This is a genomic window from Novosphingobium sp. FSW06-99, assembly GCF_001519065.1.
Classification (GTDB): domain Bacteria; phylum Pseudomonadota; class Alphaproteobacteria; order Sphingomonadales; family Sphingomonadaceae; genus Novosphingobium.
In genome coordinates this window covers 73,470-96,737 of record NZ_KQ954258.1, presented here as the reverse complement: position 1 = coordinate 96,737, position 23,268 = coordinate 73,470, and the positions used below count along the sequence as shown (strand labels likewise).

General features: G+C 66.3%; 25 protein-coding genes. 15 read left to right on the top strand and 10 right to left on the bottom strand.

What is annotated here, in order from left to right:
* Window positions 1-216: 216 nt before the first annotated feature.
* The 6 genes from AQZ49_RS14340 to AQZ49_RS14315 form a co-directional block, all read right to left on the bottom strand.
* Entirely contained in the window at window positions 217-513 is a 297-nt protein-coding gene (locus tag AQZ49_RS14340; RefSeq protein WP_067616827.1) for a putative quinol monooxygenase, read from the bottom strand.
* A gap of 110 nt (window positions 514-623) precedes the next feature.
* Window positions 624-1,868, bottom strand: a complete 1,245-nt coding sequence (locus AQZ49_RS14335) for an MFS transporter (protein ID WP_067616826.1) — start codon at window positions 1,866-1,868, stop codon at window positions 624-626.
* A complete protein-coding gene (locus AQZ49_RS14330; protein WP_067616825.1) occupies window positions 1,865-2,194 on the bottom strand; it encodes a hypothetical protein in 330 nt (109 codons plus the stop codon). The genes AQZ49_RS14335 and AQZ49_RS14330 overlap by 4 nt, the downstream gene beginning before the upstream one ends.
* A gap of 1 nt (window position 2,195) precedes the next feature.
* Entirely contained in the window at window positions 2,196-2,750 is a 555-nt protein-coding gene (locus AQZ49_RS14325; RefSeq protein ID WP_067616824.1) for an isochorismatase family protein, read from the bottom strand.
* A gap of 19 nt (window positions 2,751-2,769) precedes the next feature.
* Window positions 2,770-3,222 (bottom strand): MarR family winged helix-turn-helix transcriptional regulator, encoded by a 453-nt coding sequence (locus tag AQZ49_RS14320; protein WP_067616822.1) that lies wholly within the window; start codon window positions 3,220-3,222, stop codon window positions 2,770-2,772.
* A gap of 72 nt (window positions 3,223-3,294) precedes the next feature.
* On the bottom strand, window positions 3,295-3,960 hold the full coding sequence (locus AQZ49_RS14315; RefSeq protein WP_067616820.1) for an O-methyltransferase: 666 nt from the start codon (window positions 3,958-3,960) through the stop codon (window positions 3,295-3,297).
* A 163-nt stretch (window positions 3,961-4,123) separates the two neighbouring features.
* On the opposite strand from AQZ49_RS14315, the gene AQZ49_RS14310 reads away from it, so the two are divergent.
* A complete protein-coding gene (locus tag AQZ49_RS14310; RefSeq protein ID WP_231739242.1) occupies window positions 4,124-4,687 on the top strand; it encodes a TetR/AcrR family transcriptional regulator in 564 nt (187 codons plus the stop codon).
* A gap of 46 nt (window positions 4,688-4,733) precedes the next feature.
* Here AQZ49_RS14310 and AQZ49_RS14305 read toward each other — a convergent pair whose 3' ends face one another.
* The 3 genes from AQZ49_RS14305 to AQZ49_RS14295 all read right to left on the bottom strand — a co-directional run bounded on the left by AQZ49_RS14305 (window position 4,734) and on the right by AQZ49_RS14295 (window position 7,168).
* Window positions 4,734-5,453, bottom strand: coding sequence for an SDR family NAD(P)-dependent oxidoreductase (locus AQZ49_RS14305; protein ID WP_231739241.1), 720 nt, complete (start codon window positions 5,451-5,453; stop codon window positions 4,734-4,736).
* Between the two features lie 21 nt (window positions 5,454-5,474).
* Window positions 5,475-6,083, bottom strand: a complete 609-nt coding sequence (locus AQZ49_RS14300) for an NAD(P)-dependent oxidoreductase (protein ID WP_067616819.1) — start codon at window positions 6,081-6,083, stop codon at window positions 5,475-5,477.
* A 173-nt stretch (window positions 6,084-6,256) separates the two neighbouring features.
* Window positions 6,257-7,168 (bottom strand): LysR family transcriptional regulator, encoded by a 912-nt coding sequence (locus AQZ49_RS14295; RefSeq protein ID WP_067616818.1) that lies wholly within the window; start codon window positions 7,166-7,168, stop codon window positions 6,257-6,259.
* A gap of 258 nt (window positions 7,169-7,426) precedes the next feature.
* Here AQZ49_RS14295 and AQZ49_RS14290 point away from each other — a divergent pair, with 258 nt between their 5' ends.
* From AQZ49_RS14290 to AQZ49_RS14225, 14 genes are all read left to right on the top strand, one after another.
* Window positions 7,427-9,004, top strand: coding sequence for a gamma-glutamyltransferase family protein (locus AQZ49_RS14290; protein WP_067617156.1), 1,578 nt, complete (start codon window positions 7,427-7,429; stop codon window positions 9,002-9,004).
* On the top strand, window positions 8,998-10,236 hold the full coding sequence (locus AQZ49_RS14285; RefSeq protein ID WP_067616817.1) for an allantoate amidohydrolase: 1,239 nt from the start codon (window positions 8,998-9,000) through the stop codon (window positions 10,234-10,236). Before AQZ49_RS14290 ends, AQZ49_RS14285 begins: the two co-directional genes overlap by 7 nt.
* Before the next feature lie 43 nt (window positions 10,237-10,279).
* Window positions 10,280-11,467, top strand: a complete 1,188-nt coding sequence (locus tag AQZ49_RS14280; protein WP_082701811.1) for a pyridoxal-phosphate-dependent aminotransferase family protein — start codon at window positions 10,280-10,282, stop codon at window positions 11,465-11,467.
* A complete protein-coding gene (gene puuE / locus AQZ49_RS14275; protein ID WP_067616810.1) occupies window positions 11,464-12,345 on the top strand; it encodes an allantoinase PuuE in 882 nt (293 codons plus the stop codon). The genes AQZ49_RS14280 and puuE overlap by 4 nt, the downstream gene beginning before the upstream one ends.
* Window positions 12,342-12,722: an oxalurate catabolism protein HpxZ gene (hpxZ, locus tag AQZ49_RS14270; RefSeq protein ID WP_067616809.1), complete on the top strand. Its 381-nt coding sequence runs from the start codon at window positions 12,342-12,344 to the stop codon at window positions 12,720-12,722. The genes puuE and hpxZ overlap by 4 nt, the downstream gene beginning before the upstream one ends.
* Window positions 12,719-13,174: a 2-oxo-4-hydroxy-4-carboxy-5-ureidoimidazoline decarboxylase gene (gene uraD, locus AQZ49_RS14265; RefSeq protein WP_067616807.1), complete on the top strand. Its 456-nt coding sequence runs from the start codon at window positions 12,719-12,721 to the stop codon at window positions 13,172-13,174. The genes hpxZ and uraD overlap by 4 nt, the downstream gene beginning before the upstream one ends.
* The gene (locus AQZ49_RS14260) at window positions 13,171-14,355 is read left to right on the top strand and encodes a urate hydroxylase PuuD (protein ID WP_067616806.1); all 1,185 of its coding nucleotides are present in this window, start codon (window positions 13,171-13,173) and stop codon (window positions 14,353-14,355) included. Before uraD ends, AQZ49_RS14260 begins: the two co-directional genes overlap by 4 nt.
* On the top strand, window positions 14,352-14,684 hold the full coding sequence (uraH, locus tag AQZ49_RS14255; protein ID WP_067616805.1) for a hydroxyisourate hydrolase: 333 nt from the start codon (window positions 14,352-14,354) through the stop codon (window positions 14,682-14,684). The genes AQZ49_RS14260 and uraH overlap by 4 nt, the downstream gene beginning before the upstream one ends.
* Window positions 14,685-14,687: 3 nt before the next feature.
* Window positions 14,688-14,870 (top strand): hypothetical protein, encoded by a 183-nt coding sequence (locus tag AQZ49_RS14250; protein ID WP_067616804.1) that lies wholly within the window; start codon window positions 14,688-14,690, stop codon window positions 14,868-14,870.
* Complete coding sequence (locus AQZ49_RS14245) at window positions 14,867-16,192, top strand: AtzE family amidohydrolase (RefSeq protein WP_067616803.1); 1,326 nt, start codon at window positions 14,867-14,869, stop codon at window positions 16,190-16,192. Before AQZ49_RS14250 ends, AQZ49_RS14245 begins: the two co-directional genes overlap by 4 nt.
* 252 nt (window positions 16,193-16,444) lie before the next feature.
* Window positions 16,445-18,736, top strand: coding sequence for a TonB-dependent receptor (locus AQZ49_RS14240; protein ID WP_067616802.1), 2,292 nt, complete (start codon window positions 16,445-16,447; stop codon window positions 18,734-18,736).
* A complete protein-coding gene (locus tag AQZ49_RS14235) occupies window positions 18,736-20,160 on the top strand; it encodes a nucleobase:cation symporter-2 family protein (protein ID WP_067616801.1) in 1,425 nt (474 codons plus the stop codon). Before AQZ49_RS14240 ends, AQZ49_RS14235 begins: the two co-directional genes overlap by 1 nt.
* 3 nt (window positions 20,161-20,163) lie before the next feature.
* Window positions 20,164-21,108 (top strand): isopenicillin N synthase family dioxygenase, encoded by a 945-nt coding sequence (locus AQZ49_RS14230; protein ID WP_067616800.1) that lies wholly within the window; start codon window positions 20,164-20,166, stop codon window positions 21,106-21,108.
* A gap of 9 nt (window positions 21,109-21,117) precedes the next feature.
* On the top strand, window positions 21,118-21,870 hold the full coding sequence (locus AQZ49_RS14225; RefSeq protein ID WP_067616799.1) for an alpha/beta fold hydrolase: 753 nt from the start codon (window positions 21,118-21,120) through the stop codon (window positions 21,868-21,870).
* Here AQZ49_RS14225 and AQZ49_RS14220 read toward each other — a convergent pair.
* Window positions 21,855-23,192: an 8-oxoguanine deaminase gene (locus AQZ49_RS14220; protein WP_156428310.1), complete on the bottom strand. Its 1,338-nt coding sequence runs from the start codon at window positions 23,190-23,192 to the stop codon at window positions 21,855-21,857. The genes AQZ49_RS14225 and AQZ49_RS14220 overlap by 16 nt on opposite strands.
* Between the last annotated feature and the right edge of the window lie 76 nt (window positions 23,193-23,268).

Sequence of the window (23,268 nt, the reverse complement as noted above, 5' to 3'; positions counted from 1 at the left end):
ACCTCTGTGCTCTTCTTTTTTGTGGTTATATTTCAATGGCAATATTTCCTTTGGTACATAATCACAGTTAACGTTCGGCAATGCAAATGATTTCAAATATCAAATAAAATTAATAAAATTCAGCCTTTTGCATAGCGCGGATGGGGCATTCAACCTTGGTAACCAAAGCGCGGTCGGGTGCCATTCGCGCCCGGAGCGGGGCGCGGATCGTCGGCATCACAGGCGGCGAAGCCGTTCGAGCGCTGGCTTTTCCGCCAGCAGTTCGCCCAGTCTTGCCGCCAGCGTCGCAAGCGCGGGTCCCGTGGAATGGGCATCGAGTGCGGCTTGATCGGCCCATGCCTCGATGAACACGATGGTGCCAGGCGCGCTCAGGCTTTCATGGGCAACATAGGCAATGCACCCCGGTTCGGCCTGAACGTCGGGCACGATTGCCGCAACCGCTTCGGCCAGGGCGGCTTCGCTGCCGGGCTTTGGCACAAGGCGGGCGATCAGGTGGATGGTTTGGTCTGGCATGGTCGGAACTCCTGCGTCGGTGGGGCTTGCGGCCTGCGTACAGCCGACGGGCCCGCGCTGGCGAGCCCATTCGTGCGATCGGCGCAGGGCCGGGATCGCAGTCCCGGCGTTCAGACGCCCCGTATCGGGCCTGACTGGCCTGTGCGGCGCTGTCCGATCTGAAACAGGATCGCGACGAGCGCTGCCGCGAAACCCGCTGCGGCACCCAGGCCCAGTGCCCAGCGCGGGCCGAGATGGTCGGCCACCCAACCCACGATCGGTGCTCCGATCGGGGTTCCGCCCAGCGCGATGCCGATGCGCAGCGCCATCACCCGCCCGCGCATCGCGGGCTCGGTCGATAGCTGCATCAGGCTGTTGGTCGTGTTGGTGAAGATCAGCGCGGCTACGCCGGTGATCACCAGGGCGGCCGCAAACAGCCAATAAGTGGGCGCGATCGCCGCCAGCGTGCAGCCGATCCCGAAAAATCCGGCGCCCGCCAGCAGGGTGGAAAATTTCGGCTGTGCACGGCCGGCGTTGATCAGCGCCCCGCTCAGCGTGCCCACCGCCATGAACGACGACAGCAGGCCATATCCAAGCGCGTTGGCGTGGAACACGCCGACCGCCATGGTGGAAATGAAGATCGGGAAATTCAGCCCGAACGTGCCGATCAGGAACAGCATCATCAGTACCGCCAGCAGATCGGGACGCGCCCAGACATAGCGGAACCCTTGCGTAAAGCTGCCACGAGTGTGTTGCGCCCGGGGATGCGCGTGCAGATCGGCAACGCGCAACAGCATCAACGAGGCCAGCACCGCGACAAACGACGCGCCGTTGAGCAGGAATGCCCAGCCGGTACCGACTGCCGCGATCAGCAGCCCCGACAGGGCCGGGCCGACCATCCGCGCACCGTTGAACGAACTGGAATTGAGCGCGACGGCGTTGGCGAGATGCGTATCGCCCACCAGTTGCGCGACAAACACCTGCCGCACCGGTGCATCAAAGGCCGCCGCGCTGCCGAACAGGAACGCAAACACATAGACATGCCAGAGCTGGACTATGCCGCTGACCGTAAGGACGCCCAGCACCAGCGCGAGCGCGCCCATCGTCGCCTGGGTGGCGATCAGCAGCTTGCGCTGGTCAAGATGATCGGCGGCATAGCCTGTCCACGGCAGCAGGAGCGCCTGTGGTGCGAACTGGAGCGCCATGACCAGTCCGACGGCCGAGGCGCTGTGGTGCGTCAGCACAGTCAGCACCAGCCAGTCCTGCGCGGTGCGCTGCACCCATGTACCGACATTGGAAACGAATGTGCCGGCGATCCACAGCCGATAGTTGACGCTATGGAGCGACCGGAACAGGCCCCGTTCCGGTGCGTTCACGGGTGCTGCGGCGCATTGCCGCCGTTGAACCGGCCGAAGTGCCTGGCCGCAAACAGGCCGAGCGCCAACATGCCCGCGCCCAGTGCCGCCGCGGCGCGGGTGTCGCGCAGATCAAAGTCGCCGACGCGGCACACCAGCACATAGAACGCGACGAGATTGGCGAAACCCCAAAGCAGATTCACCGTCGAGGAAGAAAAGCCCTCGCCGTGTGGTTTGGCGAACGGGCTCTGGAACGGTCGGCCCATCGTGCCGCTGACAACGTGCGGGATCGCATTGGCCAGAAAGGCGCCGCCGAAGAAATAGCACAGGAGATGGGGCCAGGGCATGTCAGTCGCGCCTTTCCAGCAAAGCGATGATGTCGTCGGTGGTGCCGGTCTCACCCAGCCTGGGAAACACATGGTGGATGCTGTAATCGTGCGCCTGCGGGCGGGGATCGGTCATCGCGTCGATCGCCAGCGTCACGTTGAAGCCCAGTTCATAGGCCTGGCGCGCCGTCGCCTCGACACCGGTTCCGGTCGCGATGCCGGTGATCACGACTTGCGTGACAGCCAGCGCGTTGAGCCGCGCGTGCAGATCGGTGCCGGCAAAGGCGCCCCAGGTCCGCTTGGTGACGACGATGTCACCGGGTTGCCGGCCCAGTTCGGGCACGAATTCGGCAAAGTCGGCGGGCAATGTGCCCAGATCGCGTCGCGGCTGTTCGGTGCGGCCCGGCGCGCCGCCCACCACGTTGACCAGCACGACCGGCAGGCCAAGGGCGCGAAACGCGTCCGCCAGCATACGGCTGCGCGCGATCACGTCCGCGACGGGCGCGAGGCCGACCAGTCCCTGCTGCAGATCGACCACGATAAGTGCAGTCTGCGGATCGAGCACCGTTAACGCCATGCGATTGTCCTTTGCACAGTCAGTCTTCGACCAGGCGGCGCAGCAGCACGACCGCCGCCGCCAGTTGCTCCTGCTCCGGCGCAGACAGCCGCGATTCGATGGTGCGCGCCAGCCAGTCCTGCCGTGCCGCGCGCCCTTCGGCGATCCGTCGGCGGCATGCCTCGGTCAGCGACAGCAGCGTCTGGCGCCCGTCGCCCGGATCGGGCGCGCCGTGCACGAGACCGGCACTTTCCAGTGCGGCGATGATCGCGCCCATCGATTGCGGTCTGATCCCTTCGGCGCGGGCCAGGCTGGATGTGGTCGCCTGACCGTCCTTTTCCAGACGCAGCAACACCGCCGTCTGCGAAGGTGTCAGATCGCCGACATCCGCCTGTTCGCGCAACCGGCGCTTCAGCCGGCCGGCCAGCCCGCGAATATCCTGCGCCAGGGTTGTCGCGCGGGTGTCATGCGTCGTGTCGGGGGTGGAAGTCATGCGCGGACTATAGATATGTGAAGTTTACCTGTAAAGATAAACTTCACATATTCGATCGGCGCGGTCGCCCGCTCAGCCCAGACGCATCGACACCTCGACATCTTCGGCAAACGGCACCGAGACATAGCCGCGATCGTGCGCGCGCACCCGGGCGAGGTATTCGGGGCAATAGTCGGCGTTGTCGGCCACGATCAGCGCGCCGGGGCGCAGATGCGGTTCGACCAGTGCCAGCACATCGCCATAGAGCGCCTTGGCCCCATCGAGCAGCAGCAGATCGACCGTGTGTGGCAGGTTGCCAGCCAGTGTTTCCAGCGCATCGCCCGCGCGAATTTCGACCAGATCGGCCAGTCCGGCCTCGGCCAGATGGGCGCTGGCCCGCGCGATCTTGCCGGGTTCGAACTCGCTGGTGACCAGGTGTCCGCCGCCGTTGTCGCGCAGCGCCGCCGCCAGATGCAGCGTCGACAGGCCGAACGAGGTGCCGAATTCGACAATCGCGCGCGCGCCGGTGGACCGCGCCAGCATGTAAAGCAGGCGACCGGTCTCGCGTGAGACCGGCAGCGGCACGTCCTTCAGTGCGCCGTACAGCCTTTGCCAGTCGGTCTTGCTGTGCATCAGGCGGTCGCGTTCTTCGGGCGAGGTCTGCGCAAAAATCGGCAGGGCTTCGGGGCGGGAGGCATCGGCCTCGGCAAACAGACGATCGAGCAGCGGCGCGCACGGAGCGGTGGTAAGCGTGGTCATCGTGTCTTTCCTTGCGAACGCCGGGGTGAATTGCGTTCCGAAGGAAAATATGAGCAATTGTTCACGTTTTCTAATCGCATTGGCCGAACGCTCGATGACCTCACCCGTAACCCCGCGTCTTTCCACGCGAAAACAGCCCCGACAGCAGCGTTCTGCAGGTGTGGTGCAGGCGATTCTCCAGGCGGCGGCTCAGGTTCTGGCGGCCGAGGGCGCCGCGCGTTTTACCACCGCGCGCGTGGCCGAACGGGCCGGGGTCAGCATCGGCTCGCTCTATCAGTATTTCCCCAACAAGGCGGCCATCCTGTTTCGCCTGCAAAGCGATGAATGGCGCGACACGCGCGCGATGCTGGCCGCTTTGCTGGCCGACACCAGCCTGTCACCACCCGCACGGCTGCGCGCGGCGGTGCATGCGTTCGTGGCGTCGGAATGCGAGGAAGCGGCGATGCGCCAGGCGCTGGAAGATGCCGCGCCGCTCTACCGCGACGCGCCCGAGGCCCGCGCCGTGCAGAGCGAGGGGTTCGCGGCGGTGCTGGCATTCCTGCGCGAGGCAGCGCCGCGCGCGAACGAAGCCACGCTGGCGATCGCCGCAGACGTGATGATCGGCACGTTCAAGGCGCAAGGCAAGGCCGTGTCGCAACGCGTGAGCACGCCCGAGGCCGTCATCGCCCACAGCGAGGCGATCGCCGATATGCTGTGCGCCTATCTGGCCACGCTTGATCGCGCCTGACTGAGTGCAGTCCCGGTCAGGACGGTGGCACTTTCGAAACAGCCTCTCAGAATCGTTCGACCCATGGGCGCAATTCGATTTCCCAGGTCCAGGCGTTACGCGGTTGCGCCAGCACCGACAGATAGGTCTGCGCGATCGCATCGGGGTCCAGCGTGCTGTCGGGGTGTTCGGCGGGATCGGGGCGGACGGCGCTGCGCACGCTGCCGTCGATCACGAAATGGGCGACATGGATGCCCTGGGGGGCCAGTTCGCGCGCGGCGCTCTGCGCCAATCCGCGCAGGCCGAACTTGCCGATGGCAAACGCCGACGATCCGGCAAAGCCCTTGACGCTGGCGGTCGCGCCAGTCAGCAGGATGGCGCCTTTGCCCAGCGGGATCAACCGCCGCGCCGCCTCGCGCGTGACCAGAAACCCGCCGAATGCGGAAACCTCGATCGCGCGGCGGACCTCTTCGGGATCAAGCTCTGCAATGGCGCCGCGCGCACGGCCGCTGGCGTTGTAGACTACCACTTCGGGCACGCCGATGCGCGCCTCCACCTGGGAAAACAGCGTTTCGACCGACGCCGGGTCGGTGGCATCGACCGCAAACAGCGCGGCGCCGGTCGCTTGCGCCAGCGGTGCCAGCTTGGCGGTGTTGCGCGCCGCCGCCGCCACCTGCAATCCGGCCGCGGTGAGTGCGTGCACCAGCGATGCACTGATCCCCGGCCCGGTGCCGACAACCAGCGCGGTGTGATAGGGCAGCGGACGGCGGTCATGGACATCGATCACGGCAAGCACTCCTGTCGGCGGTCAATAGGCTGCGGTGAAGCGGGCCTTGATGTGGCGGCCCTGTTCCAGTTCGTCGACCAGCGCGATGGCATAGTCGGCAAAGCTGATCTTGCTTTCGCCGTTTTCATCGGTGACCAGTTCGTCTTTGCCGAGCCGGAAATGGCCCAGCCGGGGCCCTTCGAAAATGAACGAGGCGGGCGAGAAAAAGGTCCAGTCGATATCGTCGACACCGCGCAGATCGTCGAGGAAATCGACCCCGCCCTGCGCGGCCGCCTTCCAGGCTGCGGGAAATTCGGGCGTGTCGATCAGCCTGACGCCGGGCGCGACTTCCAGGCTGCCCGCACCGCCCACCACCAGCAACCGCGTGACGCCGACCTGACGCAGTGCCGACAGCAGGGTCTGTGCGGGAATGTCGAAGTGCAGCGCGCTGATGACGGCCTGCGCCCCGGTGATCAGGCCCGCCAATGCCGCCGGGTCTGCCGCATCGCCCGGCAGTGCTGTCACGCCGGGCAGGGTCGCGATCGCCTCTGGCTTGCGCGCGATGCCCAGCACCGTGTTGCCGCGTGCGACCAGTTCGGCCACGATTTCCTTGCCGGCGCGGCCGCTGGCGCCCAATACGACGATGGTCATGGCTGTCTGTCCTGTTTGCGGGCAAGCCCCGTATGGCCCGACGATAGCGCAGTCGCACCCGTTGCGTGCCTGAGATTTGCTTGCCGACCCTACAGTTTTTCAAACGCGCCCGTCGGACAAGTGCAACACCCGGTCGGCCAGCAAGGCCTTTTCAAGGACTTCATGACCACAGATCATATGGTCGGGCGGTTCTGGTCTTCCATCTGGTGCGACAGGTGCTGCACGAACAGCGAGGCGGGGGCCGAAATGAACCGTCCGGCCGCGGTGATCACCGACAATGTCGACAGCTCCAGCCGTTCTTCGATCAGCGGCAGGAACACCAGCGACCCGTCGGCAATTTCATTGAGCGCATCGAACGCCGACAGCCAGCCGATGCCCACGCCGCTGAGCGTGAGCGCCTTCATCATCCGCGTGCTGTTGACTTCGGCCACTCCGCGCAAGCTGGTGCCCATCCGCCGGTTCCACGCTTTTTCGAGAATCCAGCGCAGCGACAGGTTTTCGGCAGGCACGATCAGCGATTCGCCGACGCAATCGAGTAGGCTGATCTGGCCTTTGCCCGCCAACGGATGATCGGGCGGCACCACCGCGCCCAGATCATAGATTACCGTGCGCTCGATCCGCACCGCCGCGTTGTCGGGCGGATTGACCGTGATGCCCAGTTCGAAATTGCCCTTGAGCACGTGCTCCACCACGCCTTGCGCGCCATCGACGGTCACATTGAAATGGATGCCGGGATAGGCCTCGCGGAATGTCCTGATGCCGCTGGCAACGAATTCGCTGGCCCCCTCGATCAGGCCAAGCATGACTTCGCCGCGCCGCAGGCCGACCAGATTGTCGATTTCGGCGGTGATGCGTTGCATGTCGCGCCGCCAGCGGCGCACGCCATCGAGCAACAGTTCGCCCGCCGCCGTCAGGCGCATCCCGGTCGCGGTGCGTTCGAACAGGCGGGTGCCGAATTCTTCTTCCAGTTGCAGGATCTGGCGATCGACCGCCGAAGGCGCAATGCGCAGCGAATCCGCCGCACGCCGCAGGGCGCCGCGCTTGGCGACTTCCTCGAAATAGATGGCGGCCCTGGCAAAGATCATCGTGACTGTCTCCACGTCGGCGCCGCATGCGCGGCCTGATCGGGTATTAGGCCGAATTTTGCGAATGGGCAGGCGGCATTTTTGCCAGGAATGCGCGCGCCCTGCCAGAAAATGCAACCGATCGCTGGCAAGTGTCCTCATTTTGAGAACAATCATTTCGATATTCGGCTATGGATTTCGATCGCGAACCCCGGCAATCCGACCTTTGGCGGGTGGGCCAAACCGGCGCGCAGTTTCGATGTCAGGGAATCGGCGGACATGATCACACAGCATGCGCGCCACGGCATGGTTACCGCGCCTCATGCGCTGGCCAGTGCCGCCGGGCGCGCCGTGTTGCAGGACGGGGGCACCGCGGTTGAGGCCTGCGTGGCGACGGCCGCGGCGCTGGCGGTGGTCTATCCGCACATGACCGGGATCGGCGGCGACGGCTTCTGGCTGATCCGCGAGGCCGACGGCCGGATTCACGGCGTGCATGGCTGCGGCGGCGCGGCGGCAAAGGCCGATCTGGCGCTCTATGCCGGGCTTAATGCGGTGCCGTGGCGCGGGCCGCTGGCGGCCAACACCGTGGCGGGCACGATTTCCGGCTGGCAGGCGGCGCTGGCCAGCGACGGAGGCAATCTGCCGCTCGAACGCCTGTTGCGCGATGCGATCGCCCATGCCGAAACGGGTGTGCCCGTAACCGGCGGCGGGGCGCAGATTGCGCAAGGCAAAGCCACTGAATTGCGCGCCCAGCCGGGGGCCTATGCGGCGATTTTTGAGCCGCAGGGCGTACCCTTGCGCGAAGGGGACAGCTTGCGCCAGCCGGCGCTGGCGCAGACTTTGCGCCGACTGGTCGCGGATGGGCTGGACTCGTTCTATCGCGGATCGCTGGCGGCGGAGATTGCTGCCGATCTGGAACGCTTGGGCAGCCCGGTCGCATACGAGGATCTGGCCGCGCATCACGCCACGCGACCGGACCCGTTGCACGTGCCAACCGCGCAGGGCACGCTCTACAATTCGGCGCCACCGACGCAAGGCGTGGCCTCGTTGCTGATCCTGGCGCTGTTTGACCGGCTGACAGCGGACCGGGCCGACGGCTTTGACCACGTTCATGGCCTGATCGAGGCGACCAAGCAGGCGTTTGTGTGGCGCGATGTGCATTGCGGCGATCCCGCGCTGATGGAGGTCGATGCGCAAAGCCTGCTGGGCGATCCGGCGGCGCTCGATGCGATGGCGGCGGCGATCGATCCCCGTCACGCGCTGCCATGGCCGCAACCGAGCCAATGGGGCGATACCTGCTGGTTCGGCGCGGCGGATGCGCGCGGGCAGGTCGTCTCGTGCATCCAGAGCACGTATTTCGAATTCGGATCGGGGCTGGTGCTGCCCGCCACCGGGATCACCTGGCAAAACCGGGGCGCCTCGTTCCGGCTGGCCGCCAGTGGCTGGAACGCGCTGCGGCCCGGGCGCAAGCCGTTTCACACGCTCAACCCCGCGCTGGCGGTGCTGCGCGACGGGCGCGTGATGGCCTATGGCACGATGGGCGGCGAGGGGCAGCCGCAGACGCAGGCCGCGCTGTTCACCCGCTATGCCCGCTATGGCGATGATCTTCAGGCCGCGATCAGCGCGCCGCGCTGGTTGCTGGGGCGCACCTGGGGCGAGACATCGACTTCGCTCAAGATCGAGGATGGCTTTGCGCCAGACCTTTATGCGGCGCTGGCGGGTGCGGGGCACGCCGTCGAGCGGGTCGGCGGGCCGACCGCGATAATGGGGCATGCGGGCGCGCTGGTGCGCCATGCCGACGGACGCATCGAGGGCGCCAGTGATCCGCGCAGCGATGGCGAGGCGGCGGGATGGTGATCGCCAGCCCCGGCGGCGCGCGCGCGGTGGCCCGCTGCGACGCGCTGGGCCGCTTGCCTTTTTCCGACATCGCCGACGGGCTCTATCGCGGCTATCTGACCCCCGCGCACCGCGCCGCGATCGATCAGGTGGCGGCATGGATGCGCGAGGCGGGGATGGATACGCGCCTCGATCCGGCGGTGAACCTGATCGGGCGGTACGAGGGCACTGCGCCGGGCCCGCCGCTGATCATCGGCAGCCATCTCGACAGTGTGCGCGACGCGGGGTGCTATGACGGGCCGTTGGGCGTGATGCTGGGTATCGAATGCGTGGCGGCGCTCCATGCCGCCGGACGCCGCCTGCCCTTCGCGATCGAGGTGATCGCGTTTGGCGATGAGGAAGGCAGCCGCTTTCCCGCCGCCATGCTGACCAGCCGGGCGCTCGCCGGAACGCTGGACGATGTGCCTGATCTGGTCGATGCCGACGGCATCACCCTGCGCACCGCGCTGGCCGGGTTTGGCAGCGCGCCCGATCGGCTGGCTCTGGCCCGCCATCCCGGCGCGATCGCCTATCTGGAGGCGCATATCGAACAAGGCCCGGTGCTCGAAGCCGAGGGGCTGGCGCTGGGCGTTGTCACCGGGATCGCCGCGCAAGTGCGCTATGCCACGACGGTCAGGGGCACGGCGGGGCATGCCGGAACATGCGCGATGCCGCTGCGCCGCGATGCGCTGGCGGGAGCGGCGGAGATGGTCTGCGCGATCGAGGCACAGGCGCTGGCGCGGGGCGGCGATCTGGTCGCCACGGTCGGGCGGATGGAGGTGCGACCCGGCGCGGCCAACGTGATCCCCGGCGACGTGCGGTTCACCATTGATGTGCGCGCGGGCGAAGATGCGCGGCGCGATGCGGCGGCTGAAGACATCATTGATGCCATTCAAGCGATTGCCGACCGCCGCGATCTCGATTTTGATGTGCAGCGCATTCACGTCCTGCCCGCCTCGCCGTGCGATCCGTACCTGATGGATGGGCTGGAGGAGGCGCTGGTCGAGGCCGGGCATCCCGCGCGCCGGCTGGTCTCGGGCGCCGGGCACGATGCCATGGTGATGGCGGCGCTGGCGCCGACCGCGATGCTGTTCATCCGCTGTCGCGACGGGATCAGCCACAACCCCGCCGAGCACGTCGAGATCGCCGATGTCGCGGCGGCGCTGACAGTGATGCAGCGCTTTGTCGAAAAACTGGGAGAATGCCGTGCTTGACCCCTTGCTGTTTGGCGAGATCGATCCGCCCCAGCGGCTGTTGATGGGGCCGGGGCCAGTCAATGCCCACCCGCGCGTGCTGCGCGCGATGAGCGCCGATCTGCTCGGCCAGTTCGATCCCGAAATGACCGGCTATATGAACCAGGTCATGGCGCTCTATCGCCCGGTGTTCGGCACGACCAATCGATGGACGATGCTGATCGACGGCACCGCGCGCGCCGCGATCGAGGCTGGTCTGGTCAGCCTGTTGCAGCCCGGCGATACGGCGCTGGTGGTCAATTTCGGCCGCTTTGGCCTGTTGCTGCAAGAGATTCTCACCCGGATCGGCGTCAGCTATGAAACCGTCGATGCGCCCTGGGGCGAAGTCGTGCCGATCGAGGCGATCCGCGCGGCGGCCTTGCGCACCGCGCCGCGCGTGATCGCCACGGTCCATGGCGATACGTCGACCACGATGGCCCAGCCGCTCGACGGGATCGGGGCGATCGCGCGCGAAGTGGGCGCGCTGGTCTATGTCGATGCCACCGCGACGCTGGGCGGGATGGATATCGCCACCGACCGGTGGGGGGTGGATGTGGTGACCGGCGGATTGCAGAAATGCCTGGGCGGCCCTTCGGGCGTCGGCCCGATCACCGTGTCCGACCGCGCGGCAGACCATATCTTCAGCCGCCGTCATGACGAACGCGGCATCCGCGCGGCCGGCGCGGTCGACGGGCCGGGCGCGCGCATCGCATCGAACTATTTCGATCTGGCGATGATCATGGATTACTGGAGCGAAAAGCGGCTCAACCACCATACCGAGGCGACCTCGATGCTCTATGGCGCGCGCGAATGTGCGCGCATTGCCCTGGGTGAAGGGTTGCCCGCGCGCTATGCCCGCCATCGTGCGGCAGGCGCAGCGATGAGCGCGGGGCTGCGCGCGATGGGCCTGACGTTGTTTGGCGACGATGCCCATCGCATGACCAATGTCACCGGCGTCTATATCCCCGCCGGGATCGATGGCGAAAGCGTGCGCACGATGATGCGCGAGGCGTTCGAGATCGAGATCGGCACCGCGTTCGGGCCGCTGGTCGGCAAAGTCTGGCGGCTGGGCGCGATGGGCTACAACGCGATGAAGCACAAAGTGCTGCTGACTTTGGCCGCGCTCGAAGCCACGCTGAAGGCACATGGTCATGTCGTGCCGCTGGGCGAGGCGGTGCCCGCCGCGCTGGCCGCGTGGGAGGCCGCATCATGAGCCGCGATCTGGTCGGCTATGGCGGCAGCCCGCCACGCGCCGCCTGGCCGGGCAGCGCGCGCGTGGCGGTGCAATTCGTGATCAATTACGAAGAGGGCGCGGAAAACTGCGTGCTCAACGGCGATGACCTGTCCGAAGGGTTCCTGTCGGAAATGGTCGGGGCGGCGCGCCACCCGGCGCGGGCGATGGCGATGGAAAGCCTTTATGAATATGGCAGTCGCGCCGGGTTCTGGCGCCTGCACCGGCTGTTTGCCGACCGGCAGGTGCCGGTTACCGTGTTTGGCGTGGCCAGTGCACTGGCGATCAACCCGGCGGCGGTGGAGGCCATGCTGGGTGCGGACTGGGAAATCGCCAGCCACGGCCTGCGCTGGATCGATTACCAGACCGTGCCCGAAGCAGTCGAGCGCGACCATATCGCACAGGCCATCGCCTCGCACACCCGCGTGACCGGCAGTCGCCCGCTGGGCTGGTATCAGGGTCGCACCAGCCCCAACACCGCGCGGCTGGTGGTCGAAGAGGGCGGGTTCATCTACGATGCCGACAGCTATGCCGACGACGTGCCCTATTGGGACCGGCGCCATGGCAAGGCGCAGTTGATCGTGCCCTACAGCCTCGATGCCAACGACATGAAATTCGTCGCGCTCAACGGGTTTACCGAGGGCGAACAGTTCTTTGCCTATCTGCGCGACACGTTCGACCAGTTGCGCGAGGAAGGCGGGCGGATGATGTCGATCGGCCTGCACGGGCGCGTCGCCGGGCGTCCGGCGCGGGCGCGCGCGGTGGCGCGGTTTGTCGATCATGTGCTGGCCAGCGGCGATGCGTGGATCGCGCGCCGCATCGACATTGCCCGCCATTGGATGGAGATCCACCCCGCATGACCATCGATGATCCCGCGCTGCTGGCCGAAGTGACCAGGGCCTTTTACGAATATGAGCGCGCGCTGATGGCCGATGACATTCCGGCGATGGATGCGCTGTTTCACGACGCGCCCACCACCAACCGCTATGGCGTGGGCGAAGTGCTCTATGGCATCGAGGCGATCCGCGCATTCCGCAAGGGGCGGGGCGGATCGCCGCAGCGGCGGCTGGGGCGCGTGGCGATCACCGTCTATGGCGACAGCTTTGCCACCGCCGATGCCGAGTTTTTTCGCGAAGGGTCAGACCGGCGCGGGCGCCAGACGCAGGCATGGGTGCGCTTTGCCGATGGCTGGAAAGTGGTTTCCGCGCATGTCAGTCTGGAAGGGGCCACGTCTTGAGCGCCCGGCATCCGCAAGCCCTGTTCGAACACAGCCCGTGGGTCGAGGCGCGCGCCGATGCCGCGCCCTCGTCGGGCGACCGCCATGCCGACCTGATGGCGGTGGTCCATGGCGCCAGCCGCGATGAACAGCTCGCGCTGATCCGCGCGCACCCTGAACTCGCGGGCAAGGCGGCGATCGACGGCTCCCTGACCGAGGCGAGCGCCGCCGAACAGGCGAGCGCCGGGCTCGACCGGCTGACCCGGGCGGAGTTCGATCGCTTTCACACGCTCAACGCCGCCTATCGCGAACGCTTTGATTTTCCGTTCATCATCTGCGTGCGCCTGACCGACAAGGCGGGGATTCTGGCGGCCATGGAGGCGCGTCTGGCCAATCCGCCCGAGGCAGAGATTGCCGCCGCGCTTGCCGAAATCGGCAAGATCGTGAAGCTCCGGCTGGAGGATCAGGCGTGAATTTTGATCTGGCAGAATGGCTCAATCTGGCGATCCGGTGGCTGCACCTGACGGCGGGCATCGCCTGGATCGGCTCGTCGTTCTATTTCGTCTGGCTCGACAACCATCTCACGCCGCCTGCCTCGGGCGATGCGTCGGGCGAAGTGTGGTCGGTGCATGGCGGCGGGTTCTATCATGCGCAAAAGTACCCGGTTGCCCCCAAACATATGCCCGACGACCTGCACTGGTTCAAATGGGAGGCCTATTTCACCTGGCTGAGCGGGTTTTCGCTGCTGGTGCTGGTCTATTACTGGAACGCGGCGACATTCCTGATCGATCCGGCCAAGGCGGCGCTGGCGCCGTGGCAGGCAGTGGCGATCGGTCTGTCGGCGCTCGTGCTGGGCTGGCTGTTCTATGATCTGGCGTGCAAATCGCCGCTGGGGCGCAACAATCGCCTGCTGGGTGCGGTGTGGTTTGCGTTCCTGCTGGGCGCGGCCTTTGCGCTCAACGCGGTGTTCCAGGCGCGCGGGGCCTATCTGCACATCGGCGCGATGCTGGGCACGGTGATGGCGGCCAACGTGTTCTTCGTGATCATCCCCAACCAGCGCAAGGTGGTGGCCGACCTGATCTCCGGGCGCACCCCCGATCCGGCGCTGGGCAAGGCGGGCAAGCAGCGATCGCTGCACAACAATTACATGACCTTGCCGGTGCTGTTCATCATGATCAGCCCGCACTATCCGATGACCTATGGTGCCGAGCGTCCCTGGCTGGTGCTGGCGCTGCTGGGGCTGACCGGGGTGGCGGTGCGCCATGTGTTCAACTTGCGCCACCGCGCGCAACCGACCGGCGCCGCGATGGCGCTGGCCGCTGTGCTGGCGCTGATCAGCGTTACTTATGTGTCGCTGGAAAAGGCCGCGCCTGCCAAGGCAGCCACGGCCGGTCCGGTCACTTATGCCGAAGTGCAGCCGATCTTTGCGCGGCACTGCATGGCCTGCCACAGCAAACACCCGACCAATCCCGCGTTCGCCACGCCGCCGCTGGGGGTCGAACTCGACAGCTATGCCCATGCCAGCGCGGTGGCGCAGCGTATCAAGGCGGTCGCGGTCGACGCGCAGATCATGCCGCTTGGCAACACCACCGGCATCACGCTGGATGAACGCCGCAAGCTGGGCGCGTGGATCGCCGCAGGAGCGCCGCAATGATCACACTGTCCACCCATGTGCTCGACACCGCGCACGGCACACCCGCCGCCGGGATCGCGCTGGCGCTCGAAAATGCCGAGGGGGTTGTGCTGTTCAGCGCCGTGACCAACGCCGATGGCCGGTGCGCCGATCTGCCGCGCCTCGTCGCGGGGCGCTATCGGCTGGTGTTCGGCGTGGCGGCCTATTTCCGTGCGGCGGGGGTTGTGCTGGCCGATCCGCCGTTTCTCGACCGCGTGGCGATCGATTTCGGGGTGGCGGGCGATGCCGGGCATTACCATGTGCCGCTGCTGGTTTCGCCTTATGCCTATTCGACCTATCGCGGCAGTTGAGCGATGACCCAGACCCCCGCACAGCCAGTGCCCGCAGGCCTGTTTGAGCAGGCCCACGATCTTGATGATGCCGCGCTGGTCGCCGCGCTCGGCTGGCCGGTGCCGCTGCCATGCGTGCCGGGGGTGGCGTCCAATCTGCGCCTGCTGGCCGATCATATCGCCATCATGCGCGGCGCGCGGCGATGACCGCAACGGGCCTCGATGCGCTGGCGATTGCCGCTGCGGTGCGCGCCGGTCGTCTGAAGGCAGTCGATGTCGCGCGCCAGGCGATCGGCCGTATCGATGCCGCTGGCGATCTGCTGGCGATCACGCAGCGCCTCGACGATCGGGCGCTGGCCGAAGCGCGGCGGGTCGATGCCCTGGTGGCGCAAGGGCGCGATCCGGGGCCGCTCGCCGGTGTGCCTTATGCGGTCAAGGATCTGTTCGATGTGGCGGGCCTGCCCACCACGGCGGGATCGGCCAGCCTTGAACACACGGACCCGGCACCGGGCGATGCCGCCGCGATCGTGCGGTTGCAGCAGGCGGGCGCGGTGCTGGTCGGCACCTGCAACATGGACGAATTCGCCTATGGCTTCGTCACCGACAACGCGCGCTGGGGGATCACGCGCAATCCGCACGATCATGCCCGGTTTGCGGGCGGATCGTCGGGCGGATCGGCGGCGGCGGTGGCGGCGGGGCTGGTCAGCTTTGCGCTGGGGTCGGACACCAATGGGTCGATCCGCATTCCGGCGAGCTTTTGCGGGGTCTACGGGATCAAGCCGACGCACGGCTCGCTGCCGATGGAGGGGGTCTATCCGTTTGCGCATACGCTCGACGATATCGGCGTGTTTGCGCGCAGCGCGGGCGATCTGGCGCTGGTCGATGCGGTGTTGCGCGGGTCTTCGCAGGCGGCGGGGGCACCGCACCCTGCGCTGCTGGGCGGCTGGTTCGCGCGCAATCTGACGCCCGCGATGCAGGTGGCGCTGGATGACTTCAGCGCCGCGATCGGCCCTTTGCCCATCGTCGAACTGGTCGAGGTGGAGCGCGCGCGCTCCGCCGCCTTTGTGATAACCGCCTGCGAAGGGGGGCGGTTGCATGCCGCCGCGCTGCGACAGGTTGCCATGGCCTATGATCCCGCGACGCGCGACAGGCTGATCGCCGGAGGCGCACTGCCCGACGCCATTTATGCCGAGGCGCTGGCCTTGCGCGCGGTGTTCATCGAACGCGCGCGCGCCTTGTTCGATCGGCACCGCGTGCTGATCGCGCCGGTGACGATGGGGCCCGCGCCGCTGATCGCCGATCCGACGGTGCTGATCGATGGCACGGCAAAACCGGCGCGCGCCAATCTGGGCCTGTTTACCCAACCGATCAGCTATCTGGGGGTGCCGGTGGTCGCGGTGCCGCTGGCGGTGCCCGGTCTGCCGCTGGGGCTGCAACTGATCGGCGCATGGGGGGATGATGCCGCCGTCATCGCCTTTGCCGCCGATCTGGAACGCCGGGGCCTGATCGGCGCACGCCTGCTGGCCTGATTTTTCACCATCGGTGATGGGAACAACACGTCGGCCGGGCTGGTCCGGCGCGACGCCGCCTGTCTGGTCATGGCGTGGCCTGGTGCTCTAATTTTGAGAGCACACAATTGCTGATTTTGCATATATGCAGAACATAGGTGATCTGCGACTTTTACGCCCGGTCGTTTCGCGCAACACCGTGCCGGTTCCCCGTGAAATCTCCCCAAAAGCAAAAAGAACGGTCGAGAGGGCACATTTCAGGGGGTCAAGGACATGAAACATATCACCAAATTTCCGTTATTCGTCGCAGCGTCCACGTTGGCCATGCTCGCGCCGGTCGCGGCACATGCCGCCGATGCGCCGGCAGCGCCGGATTCCGCTGCGCTTGAAACCATCACCGTGACCGCGCAAAAAGTGACCACCGGCCTGCAAAAGACGCCGATCGCGATCACCGCGCTGTCGGGGGACCAGTTGGGCAAGGCGGACATCCGCGCGGTGATCGATCTCGACAAGCAAGTGCCGGGGATGACCGTGTCGGATACGGGGGCGTTTCCGACCAACATCACCATTCGCGGGGTGGGCTATGACGGGTTGCAGAACCTGTCGGCGCAACCCGGCGTCGCCTTTGTCGAAAACGGCGTCTACATCGCCAGCCCGGTGGCCGTGGTCGCCAGCTATCTGGACATCGGCCAGCTTGAAGTGCTGCGCGGGCCGCAAGGCACGGTCAACGGGCAGAACGCCGATGGCGGCGCGATCAACATCAACACCACCCTGCCCAAACTCGACGCCATGCATGAAAGCGCCGAAGTCAGCTATGGCAGCTACAACTACAACCGCGAACAGGCGATGGTGAACGTGCCGTTGACCCCGACGCTGGCGGTGCGGCTGACCGCGCAGCACGAAGGGCATGATGGCTGGTACTATGCGCCGAATTACCCCGGCACCGATCATATCGGCAATGAAGATGCCTGGAGCGCGCGGGCGACGGTGCTGTGGACGCCGACTGACCGGCTGACGATCACCGCCTGGGGTGAATTGTTCAGCAACGACATCAACGGTGTCGGCGCGAAAAACCTGATCGATCCGATCGCCGGCACGCGCACCACCAGCGACGATTACGCCACCCCCAACCAGACGCGCAGCCGCATCGCCGCAACCACGATCGCCTATGACCTGGGCGGGGCGACGCTCAAATCGATCAGCAGCTATCAATATGCCTATATCAACAACCGCAATTCGGCCGATGATCTGTCGACTGCGGAATCGATCGCCTATTACGGCGTCAAGGACAGCATTCCGGTCCATTCGTGGGAGTTGAACACCGTCAACGAGGAAGTGAACCTCGCCTCGAAACCGGGGGGCAAGATCGACTGGATTGTCGGTGCGTTTGTCCAGCACACCGCGGGCAACGAATATGTGTTTGAAGTGCAGCAGGGGGCCAGCCTGATCGGCACGCCCTATACCGTGGGCTATGCGGCGGCGGGCAATCCGGCGGTCTATGACGCGCAATCGGCGGCCTATGGTCTGGCCTTTGCCAGTGTCTCGTTTGCGCACCGCACCTCGGCGGCGGGCTATGGCCAGGCCACCTGGCACGTGACCGACGCACTGCGCCTGACCGGGGGGCTGCGCTACAGCTATGACGACTACAAGGCCTATGTCGCGGCCAATTTCAACACCGCCAACCTGATCAGCGAGTTCAAGAAAGTCACCGGCAAGGCGGTCGTCGAATATGACGTGGTGCCCGCCTCCACGCTTTATGCCAGCTTTTCGACCGGGGTGAAGCCGGGCGGCGCCAACCTCAACACCGATGCGGTGGAAATTCCCGGAACCTTTTCGCATGAATTCGTCCGCGCCTATGAAGTCGGCCTGAAGAACGAATTGTTCGATCACAAACTGCGCCTGAACCTGTCGGCATTCTACAACGATTACCGCAATCTCCAGGCGGATTCGGAAGACCCGATCCCGTTTGGCGGCGGCTTGACCAACATCCCCAAAAGCGAAGTCTATGGTCTGGAAGGCGAACTGACCTGGGTCTTGCCGGATGGCTGGCGCGTGCAGGCCAATGCCACCGGCATGGGCAGCAAAGTGCTCAGCCACGTTCACTTGCTCGATGCCTGGGTGGCACAGGGGATCAACCGCGCCGATGGCGGACCGTTCGTGGGCAATGACATCAACGACCGGTTCACCGCCTATTACGCGTCGGACGTCTATGGCAACCAGTTGGGCCGCGTGCCCAATTTCTCGACCGCCGCGACGATCAGCAAGGCGACCGAGGTTGCCGGGGGCAAGCTCGATACCGCGCTGTCGGCCAATTACCGCTCGCCCTACTGGGAACGCGTCTACAACAACCCGGTCACCGATCTGGTCGGCAGCCAGTTCCTGATTAACGCCAACATCCATTATCAGCCCGCCCAGCACCCCTGGTACATCGAATTGCAGGTGACCAACCTGACCGGCAGCAACGATATCGCCACCCGCTATGCCGAAAACTTCGGCGTGGGCGGCGTGTTCGACGTCTATGTGCCGCCACGCCAGGTGATCGGCCGGTTCGGGCTGAAGTTCTGATGGCAACGAAGGTGCTCGCCACGGGGTCCGACATGGTATCAGGCGGCATGACCAGCCAGAACGATGCCGCCGCGCCCGACAGCGGCGTTGATCATATCCCCGACGGCGGGCACCTGCTGCTGTTTGCCTTGCAGCATGTGCTGGTGATGTATGCAGGCGCGGTGACCGTGCCGCTGGTGATGGGCCGCGCGCTGCATTTGTCGCCACAGGCGCTGACCCTGCTGGTCTGCGCCGATCTGATCGCGGCGGGGGTGGCCACGCTGATCCAGACGCTGGGCATCCCGCGCTTCGGGATCATGCCGGGCGTGGGCATCCGCCTGCCGATCATGATGGGGGTGACGTTTGTTTCGGTCAGCCCGATGCTGGCGCTGGTCGGCACCGCGCCCGACACGATGGCTGCACGCGTGATGATGCTGCCCACGATCTATGGTGCGGTGATCGTCGGCGGGATTTTCGGGCTGCTGGTTGCACCCTTTGTCGGCCGGATGCAGCGATTGTTTCCGCCGACGGTGACCGGCACGGTGATCCTGGTGATCGGCCTGTCGCTGATGCGCATCGCGATCGACTGGTCGGCTGGGGGGCAGCCCGACGACGCGGTCTATGGCGATCCCACCAACCTGGCGATCGCGCTGATCACGCTGTTGACGATTTTTGTGCTGATCAAGTTCAGCCGGGGCCCCTTGCGTTATGGCGCGATCCTGTTCGGGGTAATCATCGGCACGGTGCTGGCGGCGTTGGCCGGGCATGCGGATTTTTCCGAAGTGGCGCGCGCGCCGTGGTTTGCGCTGATCCGCCCGTTCCAGTTCGGCCTGCCCCGGTTTGAAGCGCCGATCGCGCTGGCGATGTGCTTTGTCATGCTGGTTTCGATGGTCGAATCGTTCGGCATGTTCCTCAGCGTGGGGGTGATTGTCGGGCGCCCGGTCAGCGCCGACGATCTGACCCGGGGCTTGCGCGGCGATGCATTGGGCACGCTGATCGGCGGGATCTTCAACACGTTTCCCTATACCTCGTATGCGCAGAACATCGGGTTGATCAGCATGACCGGGGTGCGTTCGCGCTATGTCTGCGCGGCGGGCGGGGGCATCCTGATCGCACTCGGCCTGTGCCCCAAACTGGCCGCCGTGGTGGCCGCGGTGCCCTTGCCGGTGCTGGGCGGGGCAGGGCTGATCATGTTCGGGATGATTGCCGCCACGGGCGTTCGCATCCTGTCCGAAGTCGAACTGACCTATGAACGGCTGGCGGTGATCGCGGCGGCGGTGGCGATGGGGCTGATCCCGGTGCTGTCGCAGAAATTCTTTCAGCACATGCCGGTGGTGCTCGGCCCGATCCTGCATTCGGGGATCGTGCTGGCCTCGGTCACGGCGATATTGCTCAACTTGTTTCTGGAGCCGCGCGGTGCCCCGGCCAGTCACCCGGCGCCGTGATCGATGACCGATGGTATCGATATTCCGGTGCTGGACGGGGATCGGCTGTTTGCCGGTGACGCCGATGCGATTGCCACTTTGCGCGCAGCGGCGCGGCGGCACGGCTTTTTCTACCTGACCGGCCACGGCATCGATGCCGGGCTGATCGACGCGGTGTTCGCGCAAAGCGCGCGGTTTTTCGCGCTGGACGATGCGGCCAAGCAGGCGGTCCATTTGCGCCGCGTTCACCACGCACTGGGCTATGAACCGCTCAAGGCCCAGACGCTGGAGGCTGGGTCGCCGCCCGATCTGAAAGAGGGGTTCTATATCGGGCCCGATATCGCGCCCGACGATCCGGCGGTGCTGGCCGGGCGGTTCGGGGTCGGGCCGAACCAGTGGCCCGAGGGCCTGCCCGAATTTCGCGCGACGATGGCGGCCTATTTCGCAGCGGCGCGCGGGCTGGCGGTACAGGTGATGCGCGCGCTTGCGCTGGCGCTCGATCTGCCCGCCGATCATTTCGCCGGGTTCACCCGCGATCCCGCGTGCCGCCTGCGGCTGTTGCACTATCCGACCCAGCCCGCGCAGGGCGAACCGGGCGAAAAGGGCTGTGGCGCGCATACCGATTTCGGTTCGGTCACGCTGTTGCTGCAGGACGATGCGGGCGGGTTGCAAGTGCAGGACGTGGCGAGTGGCGCGTGGTTCGATGCGCCGCCGATCGCGGGGGCCTATGTGGTCAATCTGGGCGACCTGATCGCGCGGTGGACCAACCACCGGTTCCAGTCAAACCCGCATCGGGTGATCAACAGGTCGGGCCGCGAACGCTATTCGGTGCCGTTCTTCTTCACCGGCAACCGCGACTATGTGGTCGAATGCCTGCCCACGTGCCTCGATCCGGGCGAAGTGCCGCGATACCCGCCGATCACCACCGAGGCGCATCTGACCGAACGCTATGCCGCGACCTATGGCTGAGGCCGCGGCATGATCGGCACCATCGTGCTGATCCATGGCGCATGGCAGGGCAGTTGGGCGTTCGAGGCGTGGCGGCCCTTGCTGGCCGCGCGCGGCTGGCGCAGCGTGGCGGTGGATTTGCCCGGCAACGGCTGGAACCCGCAACCGCTGACCGGCAACGGGCTGGATTGCCAGGCCGCGCATGTGGCGCGGGTGCTGGCCGATCAGCCCGGCCCTTGCGTGGTGCTGGGCCACAGCGGCGGCGGGCTGGCCGCCAGCCAGGTGGCCGAACGGGTGCCCGACCGGGTTGCCGCGCTGGTCTATCTGGTCGGCATGATGCTGCCATCGGGCATGCGCTTTGCCGATCTGATCGCGGCGCAACCAGCGGGCGATTTCGGCGGGATCGGGCCCTATCTCGAATGGAGCCACGGCGGCGCGATGAGCGCGGTGCCCCCACAGGCCGCGCTCGACATATTTCTGCACGATTGCCCGCCCGACGCGGCGCGCCAGGCCGCCGCCCATCTGCGCCCGCAACCAGAGGCCGGGCGCGCGGTCGCCCCCCGGCTCAGTGCCGAACGCTATGGCCGCATCCCTCGTATCTATGTCGAGGCCTTGCAGGACCGCTCGATCGATATCCGGCTGCAACGCGCGATGCAGGCCTTGTCTCCGGGCGCCGCGCGCATCACGCTCGATTGCGGCCATGTCCCGCAACTGGCGATGCCCGATGTGCTGACCGACCGGCTGTGCGGTGCGCTCGACCGGTTGTTTCAGGCGAACAGTTGACGCGCCAGCGCGTGGTGCCGGGCGCGTAGCGCGGCGGTGTCGGTGGTGATCACTTCGCCGTCTTCGACCACCCAGCGCCCGGCCACCATCACCCGGTCGGCGCGCGAGGCGCCGCACAGCACCAGCGTCGCCAGCGGGTCGTGCCCGCCCGAAAAGCGCAAGTCGCGGTCGAGCCGGAACAGCGCCAGATCGGCCTGTGCGCCCACTGCCAGGCGGCCGATATCGGCACGCCCCAGGCACGCCGCCGACCCTTGCGTGCCCCAGCGCAAGGCGTCGAGATGGGTCACTTTGTCGGCGCCATAAGTCAGGCGGCCCAGCAACAGGGCATGGCGCACTTCTTCCATCATGTTGCTGGCATCGTTGGAGGCCGATCCATCGACCGCCAGCCCGACCGGGCTGCCCGCCGCCTCCAGATCGAGCGTGCGGCACTGGCCCGAACCGAGCGTCATGTTCGATGTCGGGCAATGCGCCACACCCACCCCCGCCGCGCCCAGCCGTACGATTTCCGCCGGATCGAAATGAATGCCGTGCGCCAGCCAGGTCTGCGGCCCCATCCAGCCGAGCGCTTCGAGATGGTCGAGCGGGCGGCGGCCAAAGCTGGCCAGGCAGAATGCGGTTTCGTCATGGGTTTCGGCCAGATGGGTGTGCAACCGGCAGTGATGCGCCGCCGCCATCGCGGCGGTATCGCGCATCAATTCCGGCGTGACCGAAAACGGCGAACAGGGCGCCAGCGCGATCTGCACCATCGCGCCGGGTGCGGCATCGTGATGGTGCGCCAGCAGGCGCTCGCTGTCGGCCAGGATCGCGTCATGGCTTTGCACCACTTCGCGCGGCGGCAGCCCGCCGTCATCTTGCGACAGGCTCATCGATCCGCGCGTCAGCACCACGCGCAGGCCCAGCTTGCGCGCGACATCGACCTGGGTATCGATCACCTGTTCCAGCCCTGCCGGAAAGACATAGTGATGATCGGCGGCGCATGTCACGCCCGACAACAGCAATTCGGCCATCGCCAGCTCGCTCGACAGCGCGATCGCGTCGGGCGTCAGGCGTTGCCAGATCGGATAGAGCGCCCCCAGCCAGTCGAACAACCCGCGATTGATCGCGGCGGGATGCGCGCGGGTCAGCGTCTGATAGAAATGATGGTGCGTGTTGATCAGCCCGGGCAGCACGACATGCGCCCCGGCATCGATCGTCTGATCGACCGGCGCCGACGGGCTGCGTCCCGCTGCGATCAGTTCGGCGATCACCCCGCCATCGATAACCACCCCGCCGGCGGCCTGTTCGGCCAGGATTGCCGCCGGATTGCGCAACCATATCCGCATGGATATTCGGCCCTTTCGCATGATTTGCCGCAATCTGCGAAAGACGGGCGGGCATCATGTGTCAAGCAATCCTGCA